Annotated in this window: 22 protein-coding genes and 1 riboswitch; of the genes, 21 read left to right on the forward strand and 1 reads right to left on the reverse strand. The window is 37.0% G+C overall.

The window, feature by feature from the left end; genetic code table 11:
• Positions 1–45 precede the first annotated feature (45 nt).
• Positions 46–261, forward strand: coding sequence for a heavy-metal-associated domain-containing protein (locus CACET_RS00210; protein ID WP_044824565.1), 216 nt, complete (start codon positions 46–48; stop codon positions 259–261).
• Positions 262–304: 43 nt separating this feature from the next.
• Here the strand turns inward: CACET_RS00210 and mltG are convergent, their stop codons facing one another.
• On the reverse strand, positions 305–1,321 hold the full coding sequence (mltG, locus tag CACET_RS00215; RefSeq protein WP_044824566.1) for an endolytic transglycosylase MltG: 1,017 nt from the start codon (positions 1,319–1,321) through the stop codon (positions 305–307).
• A 172-nt stretch (positions 1,322–1,493) separates the two neighbouring features.
• Here mltG and CACET_RS00220 point away from each other — a divergent pair, with 172 nt between their 5' ends.
• The 20 genes from CACET_RS00220 to cbiG all read left to right on the forward strand — a co-directional run bounded on the left by CACET_RS00220 (position 1,494) and on the right by cbiG (position 20,004).
• Entirely contained in the window at positions 1,494–2,507 is a 1,014-nt protein-coding gene (locus tag CACET_RS00220) for a ThiF family adenylyltransferase (RefSeq protein ID WP_052661368.1), read from the forward strand.
• A gap of 24 nt (positions 2,508–2,531) precedes the next feature.
• Positions 2,532–3,194: a TVP38/TMEM64 family protein gene (locus tag CACET_RS00225; protein WP_044824568.1), complete on the forward strand. Its 663-nt coding sequence runs from the start codon at positions 2,532–2,534 to the stop codon at positions 3,192–3,194.
• A gap of 232 nt (positions 3,195–3,426) precedes the next feature.
• Positions 3,427–3,611, forward strand: a riboswitch (cobalamin riboswitch).
• Positions 3,612–3,762: 151 nt separating this feature from the next.
• Positions 3,763–4,146 carry a sirohydrochlorin chelatase gene (locus CACET_RS00230; RefSeq protein ID WP_052661370.1) on the forward strand — a complete coding sequence of 128 codons (384 nt, stop codon included), beginning with the start codon at positions 3,763–3,765 and terminating at the stop codon, positions 4,144–4,146.
• A gap of 20 nt (positions 4,147–4,166) precedes the next feature.
• Positions 4,167–5,423, forward strand: a complete 1,257-nt coding sequence (hemA, locus tag CACET_RS00235; protein ID WP_044824569.1) for a glutamyl-tRNA reductase — start codon at positions 4,167–4,169, stop codon at positions 5,421–5,423.
• Positions 5,424–5,449: 26 nt separating this feature from the next.
• The gene (locus CACET_RS00240) at positions 5,450–6,094 is read left to right on the forward strand and encodes a precorrin-2 dehydrogenase/sirohydrochlorin ferrochelatase family protein (RefSeq protein ID WP_044824570.1); all 645 of its coding nucleotides are present in this window, start codon (positions 5,450–5,452) and stop codon (positions 6,092–6,094) included.
• A 44-nt stretch (positions 6,095–6,138) separates the two neighbouring features.
• Positions 6,139–7,077: a hydroxymethylbilane synthase gene (gene hemC / locus CACET_RS00245; RefSeq protein ID WP_044824571.1), complete on the forward strand. Its 939-nt coding sequence runs from the start codon at positions 6,139–6,141 to the stop codon at positions 7,075–7,077.
• Positions 7,074–8,579, forward strand: coding sequence for a uroporphyrinogen-III C-methyltransferase (cobA, locus tag CACET_RS00250; RefSeq protein WP_044824572.1), 1,506 nt, complete (start codon positions 7,074–7,076; stop codon positions 8,577–8,579). Before hemC ends, cobA begins: the two co-directional genes overlap by 4 nt.
• A gap of 1 nt (position 8,580) precedes the next feature.
• Positions 8,581–9,558 (forward strand): porphobilinogen synthase, encoded by a 978-nt coding sequence (gene hemB / locus CACET_RS00255; protein WP_044824573.1) that lies wholly within the window; start codon positions 8,581–8,583, stop codon positions 9,556–9,558.
• The gene (gene hemL / locus CACET_RS00260; RefSeq protein ID WP_044824574.1) at positions 9,558–10,856 is read left to right on the forward strand and encodes a glutamate-1-semialdehyde 2,1-aminomutase; all 1,299 of its coding nucleotides are present in this window, start codon (positions 9,558–9,560) and stop codon (positions 10,854–10,856) included. Before hemB ends, hemL begins: the two co-directional genes overlap by 1 nt.
• A 1-nt stretch (position 10,857) precedes the next feature.
• Complete coding sequence (locus CACET_RS00265; RefSeq protein WP_044824575.1) at positions 10,858–12,237, forward strand: cobyrinic acid a,c-diamide synthase CobB; 1,380 nt, start codon at positions 10,858–10,860, stop codon at positions 12,235–12,237.
• A 12-nt stretch (positions 12,238–12,249) separates the two neighbouring features.
• The gene (locus tag CACET_RS00270) at positions 12,250–12,753 is read left to right on the forward strand and encodes an ECF transporter S component (protein WP_242846915.1); all 504 of its coding nucleotides are present in this window, start codon (positions 12,250–12,252) and stop codon (positions 12,751–12,753) included.
• On the forward strand, positions 12,753–13,496 hold the full coding sequence (locus tag CACET_RS00275; RefSeq protein ID WP_044824576.1) for a hypothetical protein: 744 nt from the start codon (positions 12,753–12,755) through the stop codon (positions 13,494–13,496). The genes CACET_RS00270 and CACET_RS00275 overlap by 1 nt, the downstream gene beginning before the upstream one ends.
• Positions 13,497–13,540: 44 nt before the next feature.
• Entirely contained in the window at positions 13,541–14,431 is an 891-nt protein-coding gene (locus CACET_RS00280; protein WP_044824577.1) for a GHMP family kinase ATP-binding protein, read from the forward strand.
• Positions 14,432–14,457: 26 nt separating this feature from the next.
• Positions 14,458–15,078 (forward strand): precorrin-8X methylmutase, encoded by a 621-nt coding sequence (locus CACET_RS00285; protein WP_044824578.1) that lies wholly within the window; start codon positions 14,458–14,460, stop codon positions 15,076–15,078.
• Between the two features lie 12 nt (positions 15,079–15,090).
• Positions 15,091–16,206 carry a cobalt-precorrin-5B (C(1))-methyltransferase CbiD gene (cbiD, locus tag CACET_RS00290; protein ID WP_044824579.1) on the forward strand — a complete coding sequence of 372 codons (1,116 nt, stop codon included), beginning with the start codon at positions 15,091–15,093 and terminating at the stop codon, positions 16,204–16,206.
• Positions 16,203–16,820 (forward strand): precorrin-6y C5,15-methyltransferase (decarboxylating) subunit CbiE, encoded by a 618-nt coding sequence (gene cbiE / locus CACET_RS00295; protein WP_044824580.1) that lies wholly within the window; start codon positions 16,203–16,205, stop codon positions 16,818–16,820. Before cbiD ends, cbiE begins: the two co-directional genes overlap by 4 nt.
• Positions 16,813–17,406: a precorrin-6Y C5,15-methyltransferase (decarboxylating) subunit CbiT gene (cbiT, locus tag CACET_RS00300; RefSeq protein WP_044824581.1), complete on the forward strand. Its 594-nt coding sequence runs from the start codon at positions 16,813–16,815 to the stop codon at positions 17,404–17,406. The genes cbiE and cbiT overlap by 8 nt, the downstream gene beginning before the upstream one ends.
• Before the next feature lie 92 nt (positions 17,407–17,498).
• The gene (cobI, locus tag CACET_RS00305; RefSeq protein WP_044824582.1) at positions 17,499–18,212 is read left to right on the forward strand and encodes a precorrin-2 C(20)-methyltransferase; all 714 of its coding nucleotides are present in this window, start codon (positions 17,499–17,501) and stop codon (positions 18,210–18,212) included.
• Complete coding sequence (gene cobM / locus CACET_RS00310) at positions 18,205–18,963, forward strand: precorrin-4 C(11)-methyltransferase (protein ID WP_044824583.1); 759 nt, start codon at positions 18,205–18,207, stop codon at positions 18,961–18,963. Before cobI ends, cobM begins: the two co-directional genes overlap by 8 nt.
• Complete coding sequence (cbiG, locus tag CACET_RS00315; RefSeq protein ID WP_044824584.1) at positions 18,964–20,004, forward strand: cobalt-precorrin 5A hydrolase; 1,041 nt, start codon at positions 18,964–18,966, stop codon at positions 20,002–20,004.
• The last annotated feature ends 3 nt before the right edge of the window (positions 20,005–20,007 follow it).

Below are 20,007 nucleotides of genomic sequence, written 5' to 3' on the forward strand. Positions count from 1 at the left end.
ATAGGGTTTTTTTATAATACAAATAGAAGAAGGAGAGGTTAATTCATGGAAAAGAAGATTTTAATTGAAGGCATGAGCTGCGGTCATTGTGTGGGTCATGTAGAAAGAGCTCTAAAAGAAGTGAAAGAATCGATAGAAGTGAAAGTGGATCTTGAAGGCAAAAATGCTGTTATTAAATTAAAGGAAGACATATCTAACGAAAAATTAAAGGAAGTTGTGGAAGAAGCAGGTTATGATGTAGTAGCAATAGAAAACCTATAAAAAAGGAGATAAATTTATCTCCTTTTTTATCAATAATCATGTCTTAATTTTGATTCACCATCCTACGATAATTTGCAACATTAATTTCATGCTCTCTATAGGTTTTACTAAAGACATGTCCACCTTCTCCTAAAACATAATAAAGATAGTCGTGATCCTCAGGATATAAAGCTGCATGTATAGAAGCTTTGGAAGGAGCAGCTATAGGTCCTGGAGGCAACCCTTGAGTTCTATAAGTATTAAAGGGAGAAGGGTCCTCTAAGTGAGCGTAGAGAACACGACTGATATGTTCTTGTCCTTTACCAATGCCATAGATAACGGTAGCATCAATTTGCAGCAGCATATTTCTCTTTAATCTATTGTAAATCACGCCACTAATAGCAGCTCTTTCTTGATCATGATAGGCTTCCCTTTCAATCAAAGAAGCAATAGTTAAAACTTCATGGACGGATAAGTTCATTTCATCAGCCTGCTTAAGATACTCTTCAGTGAAGACGGCCTCCATCGTTTTAGCTAATGTGTTGACAACGTCTGAAACAGTTTGCTTTTCACTAAAGTAGTAGGTATCAGGGTATAAGTAGCCTTCCATCTCATAAAAGACTTTTTCTGTGTCAAAGTTGTATTCTTTTCTATCAAAATACTGCTTTGTTGCTTCGATAAACTCTTCTGCTGTGCCTAAGCCAACCGCCTCGGTTCTTTTGGCTATTTGATAGAGAGTAAAACCCTCTGGTATTGTAACAATGATAGGTTTTTCAAGCGTTCCTTTTTGTAGTAAAGAAAAAATTTCTTCAAAATCAATGTTAGGATGTAAGGTATAGCTGCCAGGCTTGATATTTCGGTCTATTCCTTCCTGCTGAGACTGGTATTTAAACCATAACTTGCTTTTGATAACTCCTTCTTTATAAAGAAGGTCTGCAACATAATTTAAAGAGGCACCCTCTGGAACAGTTATTTCTATAGTTGCTGTATTAGAAGTTGTTGATAGGTAGGAAGGTAGATAATAATAGGTACCAAAGGATAGCATAATAAGTATAAATAAAAACCACGCAAATTTTTTCAATAAAAAAACCCCCATTAAATGACAAAAAAACTATGTTTTTCTTTTTTTAGTTCTATATACTATTTTATCATCATATTATAGAAATTGCATTAGTAGATTCTTCAATTTAGAGGAAGGATTTTGGGGAATTTTGTTGAAAAGTACAGTAAAACTAATGTAAGAGGTGATTACTATGGAGGAAAGGTATATTAAGCAAATAAATTTTCAAGGAATAGGTATAGAAGGGCAAGCTTTATTAAAAAAATCAAAGGTATTGGTAGTAGGGTGTGGCGCCTTAGGAACGGTAGTAGTAAATAACTTAGCTAGAATAGGTGTTGGCTACTTGCGTATTGTGGATAGAGATTTTGTAGAGTTAAGTAACCTGCACAGACAGATTTTATTTGACGAAGAAGATGTAAAGGAAAGTATGCCAAAGGCAGAAGCAGCAGCAAAAAAGCTAAGAAAGATCAACTCTACAATAGAAATTGACAGTATTATTAAGGATGTCAATAGTGTTACTATCGAAAAACTAGCAGAGGATATGGATATTATTTTAGATTGTACAGATAACTTTAAAACAAGATATTTAATTAATGACATTGCCTTTGCTAAGAAGATTCCGTGGATTTATGGAGGTGCAATAGGAAGTGCAGGAACGATGAAAACTTTTCTTCCAGGAGAAGGTCCTTGCTTAAGGTGTATGATGGAAACACCCCCGCCTATAGGCAGTACACCCACCTGTGATACTGCAGGAGTAATTAATACGGCAACAGGAATCGTAGCTATGTTTCAAACCAATGAAGCAATAAAATATTTAACCAACCACAAAGAAGATATCGATAGAAATCTACTGTTTATTGATTTGTGGGAAAATAGTGTAGAAAAAATTGAACTGGTCAAAAAAGAAGAATGTCCTTGCTGTGGTAAGCAAGAATATAACTATCTAGAGAATAAGACCCCAGAGGCAGTGCATATTTGTGGTAATAATAGTGTACAGGTGGATTTTCAAAATACACCTATTAAACTAAGCAGTTTATATGAGCGATTAAACGCAGCAGGCTTAGAGGTTAAGCTAACACCATTTTTATTAAACTTAAAGGTAGAGGGTTATGATATGAAAATTTTTGATGATGGCAGGGCAATCATCAAAAACGCTAAAACCATAGAAGAAGCTAAAAGTGTCTATGCCAAGTATATAGGATACTAACCCTTCCTTTGAAAGGAAAGAATTATGAAAAGGAAAAAGACACTGATGGTTATCGGTGTTGCGGCTATTTTCATCACCATATTGACTTTAATTTTTCCCAAAGAAAACTTTATAAGCTTAGCGTCACAGTGGGATATAGAAAAGCTTCAAGACGTAGTAGAGGATTTTGGAGCTTGGGGGATACTGGTTTTTATAGGTATTGCTTCTTTAAAGCCTTTTCTATTCTTTCCCAATGCCTTTATATTTATTGTTGGGGGACTGGTTTACGGTACAATTTTAGGAAGCATAGCCTCATTAACAGGTATTATGATAGCTTTTTCTCTCTGTTATTGGTTAGGTGGAAGGTTCCATCATGTTTTTATGAGGTTTGTAGGAAGAAAGCATGTTATTAAATTACAGAGTTTAAAGGATGAAGAAATCATTAGAGTTTTATTTACTATGAGGGTTACTCCAGGCTTTCCTATTGATGCTATAAGCTATGGAGCAGGGTTAGCAGGAATACCCTATAACAAATTTGTTCTAGGAAGTCTACTAGGAGTAGCTCCTAAGATTGTCCTATATACTTTTTTAGGAGATAATATTAATGATATATTTTCTTTGCAGGCAATAATAGCATACATTTCATTGCTTCTATTAGCGATTCTACCAACTTGGCTTCATAAAAGAAGCGATAAAACCCAAAGGTAATGACGTTTTAGCTAAAGCTAGTGATTAGAATCTGAAGAGACTACATTTGCAGAAAATGACGATAATAATCAATTTATGTAAGTGGAAAGTCCATAAAGAAATTTGCGTGTTTGAGGAAAAAAGGTTACTTTTTCTAATGGCAAGACCTTAAAGTTTCAAAATTTTATTGAAATGACAAGGAAACTTTGATATGATGATAGTGATAAAGGAATAACAAATAGCAATAAAAACATAAAAAATATATATTTTAGGTGTTTCATGGGAAACTTAAATGGGAAAGCGGTGAAATTCCGCTGCAGCCCCCGCTACTGTAAGTGAGGATGAAATCGACAACGGCCACTAAAAATTCATTTTGGGAAGGCGTCGAAAGTAAATTGATTCACAAGTCAGGAGACCTACCTAAAATTTGCAGCAGCCTTCGGAGGGAAGGAATGTTTGTGGTGCTGTAATAACAAAGGTTATTTTGGTACAGACAAATTTCCACTTTGATGTGGAAATTTTTTTATAGTACAAAGAAAAGACTTTGATACAATCAATGACTTTTACTAATAATGAGGAGGCGGTTTAATTGACAAAAGGATTATTCGTACTAGCACATGGGAGCAAGGCAAAGGAAGCAGATGAAACATTAATGGAAATTATGGAAATGATAAAAGAGAGAGAGATGAAAGAGTTTTCTTTGATAGGATTTGGTTCTTTACAGTTTTCAAAACCAACCTTTGAAGAAGGTATCGAAGACTTGATCCAAAGAGGAGCAAAGGAAATCGTTATTGTGCCTATGTTTCTTTTTAAAGGTAACCATATTCAAATGGATATACCAGAAGAATTAGAAGCTTTACAGAAAAAACATTCTGATGTTACTTTTGTTATAGGAAAACATATAGGAGCTGACAGGAGAATTGCAGAAATTATCGAGGAAAGAGGAAAAGAAGCAATTGGATGTACACTCTAGTAAGATAGAAGGTGATAGAAATGAAGGTAGTTGTATTTGGTATTACTCATAAAAACTCCACAATAGCCCTTCGAGAAAAGGTAGCTTTTTCTAAGACAAAGCTGCAAAAAGCCTACAATATTATAGAAAACGATGCTTTTGTAAAAGAAGCTGTGATTTTATCTACCTGTAATCGCAGTGAAATTATAGCAGTGGTAGAGGATCCACAGAAGGCAAAGACATGGTTTAAAGAGTTTTATAAGGATTTCTTTCAGCTAGAGGAAGAAGAAATTGAAAGCTACTATTTATTTAGAAAAGAGAGGGCAGCTGTAAAGTATTTATATGAGGTTTGCTGTGGTCTTGATTCTCTGGTCTTGGGAGAGGATCAAATACTAGGACAAGTAAAAGAAGCTCACCAGACAGCTATAGAACTAAAAAGTAGCGGAAAAATATTAAACAAGTTGTTTTTAGAAGCTATTACAACCGCTAAAGAAATCAAAACAAAAACCAGCATTTCTGAAAACCCTCTATCCATTAGTTATATTGCGGTAAAACAAGTAGAAAAACAATTGGGTAATCTTAGAGAGAAGAGTGTGTTAATTGTAGGATTTGGAGAGATGAGCAGGCTAGCTGTAGAACATCTCTTAGATAAGGGCGTTGGAAAAATATATATTTGCAATAGAAGAATTGAAACAGTAGAAGCTTTAATGGAAAAATATAGCAATATCCAATATATTGACTTTGATAAAAAGTACCAGGTGTTAAAGGATATAGATATTCTTATCAGTGCAACAGGAGCGCATCACTATGTTTATTATGAAAAAGAGTTTAGAGATTATTATCAAGGAGATAAACCCTTATGCATCGTTGATATTGCTCTGCCCAGAGATATAGATCCTGCTATTGGAGAGATGCAAGGAGTAAAGCTATTTCATATAGACCAACTAAGGGATATCGCAAATGAAAATTTGGCCTCAAGACAAAGTTTAATTGAAAATATACAGCAGTTGATTGAAGCAGCTATCAAAGACTATGAGGCCTGGTATCAATGTTTACCAGTGTATCCTAAAATAGAAGCTATAAAAAATTATAGCCAGCAATTGACAGACGAAGAATTAAACAAGATGTTTAAGAAACTTTCTCACATCCCTGAAAAAGATAGGGAAACGATTGAAATCATCGTAAGAAGTCTAGTAAAAAAAATGTGGAGAAAACCGATCTTGCAATTAAAGGATGCTGGAGTAAGGGGAAAGGGAGAAGAAATGGCCTCCTTTGTAGATGAGTTTTTAGGTTTATAAACTTACTAGAAGAAGGAGGCTAACGAATGTCCCTATATTATCCAATGATGCTGAAGATTCAAGGAAAGTTTTGTACTGTGATTGGTGGAGGAGAGGTAGCAGAACGTAAGGTAAGGACTCTGCTAAAGTACGAGGCAAAGGTAGTTCTTATTAGCCCTAAAATAACAGAGGGGCTACAAGGTTTAGTGGAGGAAAAGAAAATCACTTACAAAAAAAAGTATTATGAGTCAGGAGATTTGATAGGAAGCTATCTGGTGTACGCTGTGACTGATGATGCAGCAATCAATAAGAAGTGTGAAGAAGAGGCTAAAATGCATCAAATTTTGATTAATGTTGCTGACTCTCCTACTGCTTCCGATTTTATTGTACCCTCCTCCATCGAAAGAGGAAGTTTAACAATTGCCATCTCTACAGAAGGGAAAAGCCCTATGCTTTCCAGTAAAATTAAAAAAGAAATAGAAGAGATCTATACAGAAGGTTATGAAGAGATTGTAGATGTTTTAGGAGAAATAAGAGAAAGAGCCTTAAAAGAAATTCCCTCTATTAAGGACAGAAGGTATCTTTTTCGCTATCTAGTGCATGAAGTACCTTATGAAATAGATTCTCAGCAAAAACTTGAGGCTGTGAAGAAAGAAATGTGGAAGGTTTATGAAAGCTTAAAGCGGTTGTAAAAAAATACAAAATATAAGTTGAACTCAATAGAAGGCGTGATAATATGAGAAAAATTAAAATTGGTTCTAGGGCCAGTGAATTGGCACTAGTGCAGGCAGAAATGATTATGAAGATGTTGAAGGAAAAGTTTCCTCAATATGATTACGAAATCATAAAGATTAAAACCTTAGGTGACAAAATTTTAGACAAAACCTTGAGCAAAATAGGGGGTAAAGGGCTTTTTGTAAAAGAAATTCAAACAGCCCTATTGGAGGAAAGTGTAGACTTGGCAGTTCATAGCATGAAGGATATGCCAGCAGAATCTCCAGAAGGTTTAATGTTGGCAGCAATAACAGAACGTGAAGACCCTAGAGATGTATTGGTAACAAAAAGTGGGAAAGCACTAGAAGAGCTATCCACCAATGCTTCTATCGGTACCAGTAGTTTAAGAAGAAAAGCACAGTTATTAAATCTGAGAAAAGATTTGGTATTAAAAGATATAAGGGGAAATGTGGCAACCCGTTTAAATAAAATAGACACAGAAGGTTTAGATGCAGTGACTTTAGCAGCAGCAGGATTAAAGAGACTGGGGTATGATGATAGTAATTTTTATTATCTAGATATCGAGGCCTTTACCCCTGCGGTAGGACAAGGAGCTTTAGGCTGTGAAATAAGAAGAAATGACCAGATGCTTTATGATATGTTCCAAGAAATTAACCATAAGGAGACCTACAATTGTGTTATGGGAGAGCGGGTTTTTCTAAAACTCCTAGAAGGAGGATGTCATATTCCTATAGGCGCCTATGCACAAAAGGTAGGGGAAGAGCTATGGATGACGGGTATGGTAGCTTCTCCAGATGGTAGTGAAGTAATTCGTCATAAAGAAAAGGGAAATTTTGAGGATTTTCTTAAAATAGGAACAAAGCTAGCAGAAGAAATGGTGAAGCTTGGAGCAAAAAGGTTGCTAGCATCATGCGAAAATGAGAGAGGAGAGATTCTGTGAAGAAACCCTATGTATATTTAGTAGGGGCTGGTCCCGGGGATGAAGACTTAATCACTGTGAAGGGTTTGAAGTGTATTGAAAAAGCGGATGTGATTTTATACGATCGCTTAGCCAATGAAAACCTTTTACAACATAAAAAACTAGAGGCGGAAACCATCGACGTAGGCAAAGCTCCTCATCATCATGCATATACACAAGAAGAAATCAATCAGCTACTGGTTGCAAAAGCTAAGGAAGGAAAAATTGTCACCAGATTAAAGGGGGGAGATCCCTTTGTATTTGGCAGAGGGGGAGAAGAAGCATTAGCTTTATATGAAGAAAACATCCCCTTTGAGGTAGTGCCAGGGATTACTTCTGCTATAGCAGTCCCTAACTATGGAGGCATTCCAGTAACCCATCGTCATGTCAGTACTTCTTTTCATGTTATAACAGGACATGAAGACCCTACAAAAGAAAATTCAGATGTCAATTATGAAGCACTAGCAAAACTAGAGGGAACTTTGGTGTTTTTGATGGGGGTAGGGCATTTAAAAGAAATAACAGAAAAGCTTATGTTCCATGGAAAAAGCAAAGATACGCCAGCGGCACTAATACATAGAGGTACTACCGCTAGACAAAAGACTGTAACCGGCACTCTTGAAAATATCCTAGAGGTGGCAGCAGCCAATAAGATCAAGGCTCCTTCTATTATTATTATAGGAGAAGTAGTAAACTTAAGGCAAAACTTAAACTGGTTTCAAACCTTGCCATTACAAGGAAAAAGAATATTGGTCACTAGAACAAGACAACAGGCCAGTGATTTATCTAGGCAATTAAAGGAGCTAGGTGGAGAAATTATAGAGTTTCCTACCATAAGCATTGAGGAACCAGAGGATTTTACTTCTATAGATAAAGTATTAGAAAACCTAACTGGTTTTCAGCATATCATTTTTACCAGTGTAAATGGGGTAAAAGCATTTTTTAATAGATTGAAGGAATTAAAAATAGATATTCGCTCTATAGGGTTAGCAAAAATCACGGCTATTGGATCCGCAACAAAAGCAGCCTTAGAAGACAAAGGTGTTTTAGTGGATCTCTTACCAGAGGTTTATACGGCAGAGGGAATCCTAGAAGCTGCCCAAGGAAAAATCAAAGAAGGGGAAAGGGTACTTTTACCTCGAGCAGATATTGCTAGAAGAGCATTGACTGCTGGACTTAAGGAGATGGGGGCTATTATAGAAGAAGTTGATATCTACAGAACAGTGATCCCTACCTGTAAAAGAGAGGATTTGATAGAGATATTGAAGAACTCCCTAGACTATATTACCTTTACTAGCTCTTCCACAGCAAAAAATTTCCTGGAAATATTGGGAGAAGAAAACAAAAATTTATTAAATGGCGTGAAAATAGCTTCTATAGGCCCTATTACAGGAAAAACGATTGAGGATTTAGGTTTATCTGTGGATATACAGGCAGAGCATTATACGATAGAAGGATTAGTAAGTAGTATAAGGGAGGAATAATATGGAGGCTTTTAAAAGATCCAGACGTTTGAGAAGTAGTGCTGAAATAAGAAGCTTAGTTAAAGAAACCCAGGTGCATATCTCTGACTTAATCTACCCTATGTTTGTCCTTCACGGGGAAAACATAAAAAAAGAAATTACAAACTTGCCAGGACAATACCATTACTCTGTTGATCAATTAAAAGAGGGGGTAGCGGAAGTTGTAGAATTGGGTATAAAAGCCATCGTACTCTTTGGTTTGCCGGAGAAGAAGGATGAAGAGGGTTTAGGGGCCTATGATGCTAATGGCATTGTGCAGCAGGCAGTAAGGGAAGTTAAAAGACACTACCCTAACCTTTTAGTTATTACTGATGTGTGTCTTTGCCAGTATACTAGCCACGGACACTGTGGGCTTGTAAAGGATGGGATTGTGCTTAATGATGAAAGCTTAGAAAAATTAGCTCAAACAGCACTATCTCATGCTGAGGCGGGGGCTGATATGGTGGCACCCTCTGATATGATGGATGGAAGAGTAGGGAAGATTAGAGAGGTGCTAGATAAAAACAATTTTAAACATATACCTATTATGAGTTACAGTGTGAAATATGCCTCAGCATTTTATGGTCCCTTCAGAAGTGCTGTCAATAGTGCCCCGCAGTTTGGAGATAGAAAAACCTATCAAATGGACCCTGCAAACCGTATAGAGGCATTAAGACAGGTAGAGGCAGATCTAGAAGAGGGGGCAGATATCATTATGGTAAAACCTGCCTTTGCTTACTTAGATATCATCAGAGAAGTAAAAAACAACTATCCTGTTCCTATAGCTGCCTATCATGTAAGCGGTGAATATGCTATGATTAAAATAGCTGCAAGAGAAGGCTTATTAAAGGAAGAAGAAAGTATGGTAGAGACTTTGACTGCCATAAAAAGAGCTGGAGCAGATATGATTCTAACTTACTTTGCTAAAGATATGGCAAAGTGGATAAGGAGGAATAGCTAATGAAACTGGAGAAATCTACAGAGCTTTTTCAAGAAGCTAAAAAAGTTATGCCGGGAGGCGTAAATAGTCCAGTAAGGGCCTTTTCATCAGTGCAAATGGACCCTCCTTTTATTAAAAAAGGAGAAGGTACCTATATCTATGATGAAGACGGGAATCAATATATTGACTATGTAGGCTCCTGGGGACCATTGATTTTAGGGCACTGCCATCCAGAGGTAGTAAAGGGTTTAAAAGAAGTGGTGGAAACTGGCACCAGCTTTGGTGCCCCAACAGAAATAGAAATAAAAACAGCACAGCTGATCGTTGAAAGCATTCCTTCCATTGATATGATTAGAATGGTTAATTCTGGAACTGAAGCTACTATGACGGCTTTAAGACTGGCAAGAGGATACACTGGCAGAAATAAGATCGTAAAGTTTAACGGTAACTACCATGGACATTCTGATAGCTTACTGATCAAAGCAGGCTCCGGTGCATTAACCCATGGTGTCCCCAACAGCCCAGGGGTACCAGAGGATGTTGTGAAAAATACTATTACTGCTATATATAATGATATAGAAAACATAGAAGAGATTTTTAAAACCTATGGGGAAGATATAGCAGCGGTTATTGTAGAACCTATAGCAGGAAATATGGGGGTTGTACCTCTAACACAGGAATTTGCTGATCGGCTTAGAAGTATTACAGAGGCGTATGGAAGTTTATTGATTTTTGATGAAGTGATGACAGGTTTCAGAGTAGCTTTTGAAGGTGCTCAAAGTCTTTACAACATAAAACCAGACCTTACTTGCTATGGAAAGATCATAGGTGGAGGACTACCAGTGGGGGCTTTTGGAGGAAAGAAAGAAATCATGTCTAAGTTGTCACCTATGGGACCAGTATATCAAGCTGGAACATTGTCCGGCAATCCTTTGGCAATGATGGCAGGTTATACAACTTTGAAGATTCTGAAGGAAAATCCCCAAATCTATAAGGATTTAGATAGAAGAGGACAGATATTGGCAGAGGGATTGAAAAGCATTGTAGAGGAATTAGGAATGAAAGCCTCCTTTAACCGTGTAGCCTCCATGCTTTGTATGTTTTTTACTGACAAGCCGGTAGTAAACTTCGAAGCAGCACTAACCTCTGATACAGACAAATATGCTCTTTATTTCAGAGAAATGTTAAAGAGGGGAGTATACTTAGCACCTTCCCAATTTGAAGCTACTTTTATCAATGCGGCTATGGGGGATGAAGAGATTAAGAAGACCTTAGAAGCAGCAAAAGAAGCTTTATTAGAAGTAAAGAGGTTAGGATAAGATGAAGACCTTTAGCGGTTTTTTATTAGCAGGAACCCAAAGTGGTGTAGGAAAAACCACAATTTCTACGGGAATTATGGGGGCACTTAAGAAAAGAGGATTATCGGTAAAACCCTTTAAGGTAGGCCCTGACTATATAGACCCACAATTTCATCATTATGTTACAGGAAATCCTTCTAGAAACTTGGATGGCTATATGCTGGAAGAGGAAACCCTTAAAGCTTTATTTTATAAAAATCTTGCGGCCACGGATATAGCTGTAGTAGAAGGTGTAATGGGACTTTATGACGGTAGGGGCATAGAAAAAGATCAAGGAAGCTCTGCTCATATAGCAAAGATTTTAAATCTTCCTGTAATTTTAGTTATAAACGGCAGTGGAATGTCCTCAAGTGCTGCAGCGATGGTATTGGGCTATAAAATGTACGATAGAGATGTGGATATAAAAGGTATTATCATTAACAATGTTTCTGGAGAAAAGCATTATTCTATTTTAAAAGAAGTTATAGAAAGAGATACCGATACAAAGTGCATTGGCTACTTAAACAAAAATGTAAACATTGAGCTAAAAAGCAGGCATTTAGGTTTGATCCCTTGTGGAGAGGTGCCGGAGCTTCAGAAAAAGGTAGATGAAGTGGTGGAGATGGTGGAGGAAACCATTGACATAGAGGCTCTTTTAGGATTGGCAACGCCTATGGAGGCAGTTAAAGCTCCTGAAAAAAACTTAGACAAAAATTTAACAATTGCCTATCCCTATGATGATGCTTTTAATTTCTACTATCAAGATAACTTGGATTTATTAAGAGAGTTAGGTTGCAATTTAGTTTCCTTCAGTCCTTTAAAGGATCGATATTTACCGGAAAAGATTCATGGTATTTATATGGGAGGAGGATTCCCAGAGGTTTTTGCAAAGGAACTAGAAGACAATCACAGTATTCGGCAGGCGATTTATAAAAAGGCACAAGAGGGACTTCCGATTTATGCTGAATGTGGAGGCTTCATGTATTTATCTAAAGGGATTCAAACTTTTGAAGGAAGCTACCATGAAATGGTAGGTATTTTTGATACAGCAGCGGAAATGACAAAAAGACTACAACGTTTTGGCTATTGTGAAGTAACAACGAGGGAAGATAGCAAATTTTTTAAGAATTCTTTTACAATAAAAGCCCATGAGTTCCATCGAGCTGTTGTAAAGGGAGAGGAAGATCATTATATTTACGATGTAAAAAAAACAAAAGACAATAAGGTCATAGATCGCTGGAACTGTGGGCAGGAAAAGTACAATTGTATAGGGGCTTTTCCCCATATACACTTTTATAGTAATCCTTGTTTCGTAGAGAGTTTTATAGAAAGGTGTCAGGTTTATAAAAAAATGATGGAATAGAGGGGGATTTCTATGCTTCAGCAGCATATGAGAAAAAAGTATAACATTAAAACAATGACACAAATAGCTATGTTAATTGCTCTAAGTATGATTGGTGCTACGATAAAAATTCAAGGTAGTATTGCTTTTGACTCTATGGCAGCATTTTTTGCAGCCTTATACATTGGACCTTTGGCAGGGGGCATGGTGGGAGTATTAGGGCATTTATTATCCGCTGCAACTGCGGGATTTCCTATGACAATACCTATGCATATCTTGGTAGCTTTTCAAATGTTGGTCTTTGTTTATGTGTTTGGATGGGTATACACGAAAGCTCCTAGTTGGGTTGCTATTCTAATAGGTACTTTTTTAAATGGGCCTGTAGGTGCACTTTTAGCAGTACCTGTTTCTTTGATGTTAGGTTTTGGAGGATGGCCTCTATTTTTAATGATTTGGATGCCTCTAACCATCGCTTCTTTTGCAAATATTGTATTGGCTACAGTTGTCTATAAGACTATTTCAAGGGGGAAGAGGTAGTGAAGGTTAAAAGATTTAGAGATTTAACCATCATCGACCATACAACAGATAAACTTCTTGTCATAGCCTGCGACTCCTGCGGTGCCGTAGGGAATAAAGAGCAAGATATCGTAAAGGTCATGCCTGAGATTGTAGGGTATTATACAACACGAGTACCCTTGATGGAGGTGCTGTCAGTAGGTGCTGAAATTTCTACTGTTATCAATACTTTGTCTGTAGAGATGGAGCCTACGGGAAGACAGATTATACAGGGCATTGAAACCTTACTAAAAGAGGCAGCCATCGATGCTGCTTGTTTAAACGGTAGCACTGAAGAAAACTTTAAGACTTGTCAGACGGCTATGGGTGTAACCGTTGTAGGAGAAGTGGCAAAGGACAAAATCAGGGCAAATGCCTCTCAAAAAGGTGATCACATAGTAGTAGTAGGGATTCCTAAGTTTGGAAATGAAATATCTGAAACTTTTCATCCTGAAATTTGCAGTCTGAAGGATCTTCAGAATCTTTTAAGAATGAAAGAAGTAAAGGAAATTTATCCTGTAGGATCAAAGGGCATTTTATATGAGAGCCACTACTTGGCTAAGGAAAACCAGTTGGATTTAGAAATTTTTAATAATGTTTCGGTAGATCTTAAAAAGTCAGCAGGTCCTGCTACAGTTATGATATTTACCATAGAAGCTAAAAACCTTTCAAGTGTTCAAAAAATAATCAAAACTCCCCTACAAATTATAGGGAAGTTAATATAAAGAGGATAACAATATTTATAGTATGTGGAGAGCAGGGTGATGACATGACGATTGAGGCAATCTGTCCCGCTTCTTGTGGTGAATTGCTACAGGGTTATATAGAAGGGGGAGAAAAGCTGATTTCCTATAGCATCAACTTATTTAGCAAAGTAATTATTGAGGAAGAGCAGAAAAAAAGTAAAGAAAAAGCATGGAAAAACTATTCTAAAGCTTACAAAATGTTGGAGCAAGTCTTCCAGTACTATGGCTATCATCAAAGAGAAGCTGAGCATCTTTACTTACAAATTGAATCTGCCATTCCCATAGCTAAGGGGATGGCTAGTAGTACAGCGGATTTAGCTGCTACTGCTGTAGCAACTGCTAATTATTTAGGGAAAAACATTTCAGAAGAAGAGGTAGCGAAACTATGTATCAAAATAGAACCTACCGATAGTACAGTTTTTTCTTCGATAACGCTGTTTGACCATTTAAAGGGCAGCTTTACAAAACAGTATGGCAACATTCCAAAATGCAAAGTGCTCCTTCTAGAAGGAAAAGAGAAGATTGATACCATAGATTTCCGTAAAACCGATCGCTCTAGTTACCTTAGAGAAAACGAAAAAGAGATGAAAAAAGCCCTACAATGTTTTGAAGAAGGGATAAAAAACAACAGTTTAAAACAGATAGGAAAAGCAGCTACCATCAGTGCATTTGCAAATCAAAGTATTCTCTACAAAGAAGGCTTAGAAGAGATCAATGCGTTAAGTGAAAAATTGGGGGCTTATGGTATAAACGTAGCCCACAGTGGCTCTGTGATAGGTATATTGTACAATGAAGGTAGTTTTGATCAGGAAAAGTTCTGCTGGTCAATAAAGAAAAAATCTTATATGAAAAATTATTTATCTATTGTAAGCTATAATATGATCCCCGGTGGAGGAAAAATAGTCAACACATAAATGGAAACTTAAAGGGAGAGAGAAAAGTGGAATATATTAAAGACCCAATGGAAATTGAAAAGAAGAGTTTTGAAATCATTACTGAAGAATTAGGCGATAAAACCTTTCCAGAAAGAGAAGGAAAAATTATAAAGAGAGTAATTCATACAACTGCTGATTTTCAGTATGGTGATATTACAAAGATCAGTGACAATGCGATTGATTCAGCCATTAAAGCCTTAAAAGAAGGTTGTAGCATCTATACAGATACCAAAATGGCCATGGCAGGAATCAATAAAAGAGTTTTAAAGGAATTGAATAGCGATATATACTGTTTGGTGGATGATGCTGAAGTAACCAAGGACGCAAAGGAAAGAGGGCTTACCCGTTCCATGGTGGCGATGGAAAAGGCAGTAGCAGACAGTAAAACAAAAATCTTTGTTATCGGCAATGCTCCCACTGCATTATTTCAATTATGTCAGTATATAGACGAAGGAAAAGTTCAACCTAGCTTAGTGGTAGGTGTGCCAGTGGGTTTTGTAGGGGCAAGGGAATCAAAAGATGAGTTATTAAAAAGAAATGTTCCGTATATTACTACTGTAGGAAGAAAAGGTGGTAGTACTGTGGCAGCTGCTATAATTAATGCCCTTCTATATATGACAAAATAGGAGAAGGAAACTATGGAAAAATATGTAGTGAAAAATGGAAAAAAGCTGCGATACGGATATACCACGGGATCTTGTGCAGCGGCAGCCGCAAAAGCAGCCGCACAGATGCTTCTAGAGGGAAGGGATTTAGAGAGCATTTCTATCTCCACACCAAAGGGCTGGGATTTGAACTTAACTGTGTTAGAAAAAAAAAGAGATAATGAAGGTGTAAGCTGTGGTATAAAGAAGGATGGGGGAGATGACCCTGATGCAACCAATGGTCTTGTTATCTACAGCAGGGTTAAATGGAGGAAAGATACAAAAATCAATATTGATGGGGGCATAGGGGTAGGGAGAGTGACAAAAAAAGGCTTACCCATCCCTGTTGGTAAAGCTGCCATTAACCCAATACCATTACAGATGATAGAAAAAGAAATAAGACAGGTTATAGGAGAGAACAAAGGTGTAGATGTGGAGATTTTTATTCCTAAGGGGGAAGAAATTGCAGTCAAAACCTTTAATCCTCGATTAGGAATAATAGGAGGAATCTCTATACTAGGAACCTCTGGCATTGTAGAACCCATGTCTGAGGAAGCTTGGAAGGAATCCTTAGCATTGGAGATCTCAGTGGCAAAGGAAGAAGGCTTGGAAAAGTTGATTTTTGTTCCAGGGAACTATGGTAGAGATTTAATCAAAAACAACTATGATTTTGATGAGAAGTATGTAATAAAAACCAGCAATTTTATAGGATTTATGCTGGACCAAGCTATGCACCACAATATAAAGAAAATTCTTCTAGTAGGGCATATAGGAAAGTTGATTAAGGTGGCAGGAGGAATTTTTCACACCCATAGTAAAATAGCTGACGGCAGAAGAGAAATCCTAGCAGCTTATTTAGGTATATTAGGTGCTAGTCCTCTTGAAATAAAAAGTGTCTTAGAAAGTAATACAACAGAAGAAGCTGTAACACTGATTCAAGGGATGAAAAAAGAAGAGATTTTTTCCCTATTAGCTGAAAAAATCACAGAAAAAGCCTTAGAACGCACCTTTAAAGAAGTAGAAATAGGGACCATTATTTTTTCTATGGAACACGGGGTACTGGCTACCTGTGAAGAAGGCAAAAAGCTACTGGAGGAGTTTAAGCGATGAAGAAAATATGGGTTGTTGGCATAGGTCCAGGTCATAGGGATTATATATTACCGGCTGCCTATAGGGCTGTAGAAAATAGTGATATTTTGATAGGCGGTAAACGACACTTAGAAATCTTTCATGAATATCAAGGAGAAACCTACCCTATTACAAGTGATTTAGAAGCTGTTGTAGACTATATCAAAAAACATAGAGAGAAGAGAATTACCCTTATCCTTTCTGGAGATACAGGTTTCTATAGCATGTTAACCTATATGAAAAAACATTTTTCTAAAGAGGAGCTAGAAGTCATACCAGGAATCAATTCCTTGCAGTACTTGTTTAGTAGAATAAAAGAAACTTGGCAGGAGACACCGCTTTTAAGTCTCCACGGGAGAGAAGAAAACTTTATAGAAAAGCTGAAGACATATAAAAAAATAGGACTTCTTACAGACCAGATTAATACGCCAGAAGCCATAGCCAAAGCCTTAATAGATAGCGGACTTACAGAAGCAGATATGGTGGTAGGGGAAAATCTATCCTATGAAGAAGAACGAATCGTTGAGGGTAAGCCAGAGGAAATTATAAGGAATGCCCCGTATAAAATGTCAGTGGTGGTGATTTTTTATGGATAAAAAATGGGAATACAATGGGTTCGGCATACCAGATGATTACTTTGTAAGGGGAAAGGCCCCCATGACAAAGGAAGAAGTAAGGGCAGTGGTACTGGGAAAACTAAGGTTAAAAGAGGATCACATTTTTGTGGATGTAGGAGCAGGTACTGGTTCGGTATCTATAGAAGCAGCTTTAAAATTATCTAAAGGAAAAGTCTATGCCATCGAATATAAGGAGGAAGCCCTTAACTTGCTGGCAGTCAACGGCAAGGCTTTTGGGGTAGAAAACTTAGAGATACTAAAGGGCCGTGCTGAAGAAGAGTTGAAAAAAATCACATACTTTGATAGAGTTTTTGTCGGTGGAAGTGGTGGAGAAATACATTGGATTATAGATTATGCATTAGAACATCTTTCTGAAGAAGGAAGAATAGTTGTTACTGCAGTCACCCTTGAAACCTTAACAGAAGCCTTTAAAGCTTTGAAAACAAAGGAGTTTAAGGATGTAGAAGTAGTATCAGTAAGTGTTTCTAAAGGGCGTTCCACGGGAAACTATACCTTGATGGAAGCTCAAAATAATATCTATGTTCTTTCTGCTACAAAAAGGTAAGTTCAACAAGTTGTATATGTGGTGAAGTTAATTAAATTTAAACCTTAACGAAACAATGTGAAGGGTTTTCCAACAGGATAAGGGGTGACTTTATGAAGGGAAAGTTATATGGAATAGGTGTAGGACCAGGAGATCCTGAGTTATTAACCTTAAAAGCAGTGAAAGTATTGAAGGAAGCAGATCTTGTTATTTGTCCAAAGGGAAAAAAAGAAGAAGATAGTATTGCATTAAAGATTGCAAAGGAGCATGTAAACCCAGCAGCAGAAACAAAGGCTTTGGTCTTTCCTATGGTTTACTGTCAAGAGACATTGGAAAGTCATTGGAATGAAAATATTAACATCATATCTGATGCTTTAGATAAAGGAAAAAAGGTAGTATTTTTAACTTTAGGAGATGCTTTATTATACAGTACTTATATTTATATACTAAAAGCATTAAAAGAAAAAAATTATGATATTGAGACTATACCTGGCATTACATCCTTTAGTGCCACCGCCAGCAGGGTGAACCTGCCCTTGACAGAGGGTGACGAAACATTAACTATTCTTCCTTTAATTAAAGAAGAGGAAAAGGTTGAAAATATTTTAAGTATTTCTGATAACTTAGTGGTGTTAAAAGCATCCCATGACCCTAAGGGTTTAGCGGAAAAATTAAGGAAGCAAGGTTTAGAAAATAACTTTGTTATGATATCTAAATGTGGACATGCTGACGAAAAAATTACTAGAGATATAAGAGACTTAGAAGAGGAAAAAGTCCCTTACTTATCAACGATTATTATCAAAAAAGGAGAGGGTTTTCATGACTAATGTCTATTTTATAGGAGCTGGACCAGGAGATCCAGAACTAATTACCCTAAAGGGACACAAAAAAATTCAAGAAGCAGATGTAATTATCTATGCTGGATCTTTGGTAAACCCAGAAGTATTGGGAAATAGAAAAGAAACCGCAGAAGTGCATAATAGTGCATCTATGACCTTGCCAGAAGTAATAGAGGTAATAGAAAAAGCGGTTAAAGAAGGAAAAACTGTTGCAAGAGTACATACAGGAGATCCAAGTATTTATGGAGCCATTAGAGAGCAGATAGATCTTTTAGAGAAGCAAGCCATCACTTATGAGGTGATTCCCGGTGTCAGTTCCTTTGTTGCTTCAGCAGCTCAGCTGAAAAAGGAATTTACATTACCGGAAGTTTCCCAAACGGTAATTTTGACAAGGATGGAGGGAAGAACCCCTGTTCCAGCAAGAGAAAGCCTTGCATCTTTAGCCAGCCACCAAACCTCTATGGCGATTTTTTTGTCAGTACAAGCTATAGAGAAAGTAGTAGAAGAGCTATTAACAGCATATCCTTTAAACACACCAGTGGCAGTAGTACAAAAAGCTACTTGGTCAGATCAGCAAATTGTTGAGGGAACCTTAGAGAACATTGCTCAGAAGGTAAAAGATGCAGGAATTAAAAAGACAGCTCAGATTTTAGTAGGAAATTTCTTGGGAAATGAGTACGCTCTTTCTAAATTATACGATGAGAACTTTACCCATGAATATAGAAAAGGTAAAGAGTAAATGAAAGTAGCTATTTTAACTGTAACAAAAGGGGGAAGGGCATTAGGATTGCAGTTAAAAAGTCACCTTCCCCAAAGCCAGTTGTATGTGCTTCCTAAGTTTTATGAAGGGGAAGAAGGCATTTATCCTATAGACCCCGACTTAAAAACTTTAGTAGGAGAAATTTTTCATACAGTAGATCAGTTGATTTTTATTATGGCTACAGGCATTGTTGTTAGGCACATTGCCCCTCATTTAAGAGATAAAAGGCAAGATCCTGGGGTATTGGTAATAGACGAGAAGGGCACAAATGTCATCAGTTTATTATCAGGACATATTGGTGGAGCCAACAGTTTTACCCTTAAGATAGCTGATTTGTTGGGGGCAAATCCCGTCATAACTACAGCATCAGACGTTAGAGAAACAATGGCAGTGGATACCTTAGCACAAAGCTTAGGCTGTAGGATTACTGATTGGCAGTTAACAAAGAAAATAACCGCTCACATCGTTAATGGTGGGAAGGTGGGTATTTATTGGGATAAATCTTTTTCTATAAAGCTCCCAGAAAGCTATGAAAACTTAGAGAAATTTGATGACCTTTATCATCAGACCTATGGCATCTATGTTGGAAACCGATGCATAACGTTACAAGGAAGTAACCTTCTACAGTTGTATACGCAAAATATAGTTATAGGGATTGGTTGTAGGAGAGGTATTGATGCAGCAACGATTTTGGAGGAGATAAAAAGCTCCCTGAAAGAAGTAGGTAAGAGAATAGAAAGCCTTAAGAAATTAGTAACAGTAGACGTAAAAAAGGATGAAGAAGGGTTACTAGAAGCTGCTAGGATACTAAATATTCCTTTGGAAATTATTGAAAGACAGAAAATAGCAGAGGTAGAGGGTTTGTTTCAGGCCTCCTCCTTTGTAAAAGAAACTATTGGTGTGGGATCTGTTAGCGAACCCTGTGCTTATTTAGGTAGTGGTGGAGGAAACTTGATCTTAAAGAAAAGAAAAAATCAAGGTGTGACTATCTCAATAGCTGAAGAGGAAGAAGGGAGATAAAAG

It is taken from the genome of Clostridium aceticum (genome assembly GCF_001042715.1).
Lineage (GTDB): Bacteria > Bacillota > Clostridia > Peptostreptococcales > Natronincolaceae > Andreesenella > Andreesenella acetica.

Excerpts from the sequence above, each read along its gene's own strand:
- CACET_RS00210 (WP_044824565.1), top strand. The coding sequence starts at position 46 with ATGGAAAAGAAGATTTTAATTGAAGGCATGAGCTGCGGTCATTGTGTG.
- CACET_RS00220 (WP_052661368.1), top strand. The coding sequence starts at position 1,494 with ATGGAGGAAAGGTATATTAAGCAAATAAATTTTCAAGGAATAGGTATA.
- CACET_RS00225 (WP_044824568.1), top strand. The coding sequence starts at position 2,532 with ATGAAAAGGAAAAAGACACTGATGGTTATCGGTGTTGCGGCTATTTTC.
- hemA (WP_044824569.1), top strand. The coding sequence starts at position 4,167 with ATGAAGGTAGTTGTATTTGGTATTACTCATAAAAACTCCACAATAGCC.
- CACET_RS00240 (WP_044824570.1), top strand. The coding sequence starts at position 5,450 with ATGTCCCTATATTATCCAATGATGCTGAAGATTCAAGGAAAGTTTTGT.
- hemC (WP_044824571.1), top strand. The coding sequence starts at position 6,139 with ATGAGAAAAATTAAAATTGGTTCTAGGGCCAGTGAATTGGCACTAGTG.
- hemB (WP_044824573.1), top strand. The coding sequence starts at position 8,581 with ATGGAGGCTTTTAAAAGATCCAGACGTTTGAGAAGTAGTGCTGAAATA.
- hemL (WP_044824574.1), top strand. The coding sequence starts at position 9,558 with ATGAAACTGGAGAAATCTACAGAGCTTTTTCAAGAAGCTAAAAAAGTT.
- CACET_RS00265 (WP_044824575.1), top strand. The coding sequence starts at position 10,858 with ATGAAGACCTTTAGCGGTTTTTTATTAGCAGGAACCCAAAGTGGTGTA.
- CACET_RS00270 (WP_242846915.1), top strand. The coding sequence starts at position 12,250 with ATGCTTCAGCAGCATATGAGAAAAAAGTATAACATTAAAACAATGACA.
- CACET_RS00280 (WP_044824577.1), top strand. The coding sequence starts at position 13,541 with ATGACGATTGAGGCAATCTGTCCCGCTTCTTGTGGTGAATTGCTACAG.
- cbiD (WP_044824579.1), top strand. The coding sequence starts at position 15,091 with ATGGAAAAATATGTAGTGAAAAATGGAAAAAAGCTGCGATACGGATAT.
- cbiE (WP_044824580.1), top strand. The coding sequence starts at position 16,203 with ATGAAGAAAATATGGGTTGTTGGCATAGGTCCAGGTCATAGGGATTAT.
- cbiT (WP_044824581.1), top strand. The coding sequence starts at position 16,813 with ATGGATAAAAAATGGGAATACAATGGGTTCGGCATACCAGATGATTAC.
- cobI (WP_044824582.1), top strand. The coding sequence starts at position 17,499 with ATGAAGGGAAAGTTATATGGAATAGGTGTAGGACCAGGAGATCCTGAG.
- cobM (WP_044824583.1), top strand. The coding sequence starts at position 18,205 with ATGACTAATGTCTATTTTATAGGAGCTGGACCAGGAGATCCAGAACTA.
- cbiG (WP_044824584.1), top strand. The coding sequence starts at position 18,964 with ATGAAAGTAGCTATTTTAACTGTAACAAAAGGGGGAAGGGCATTAGGA.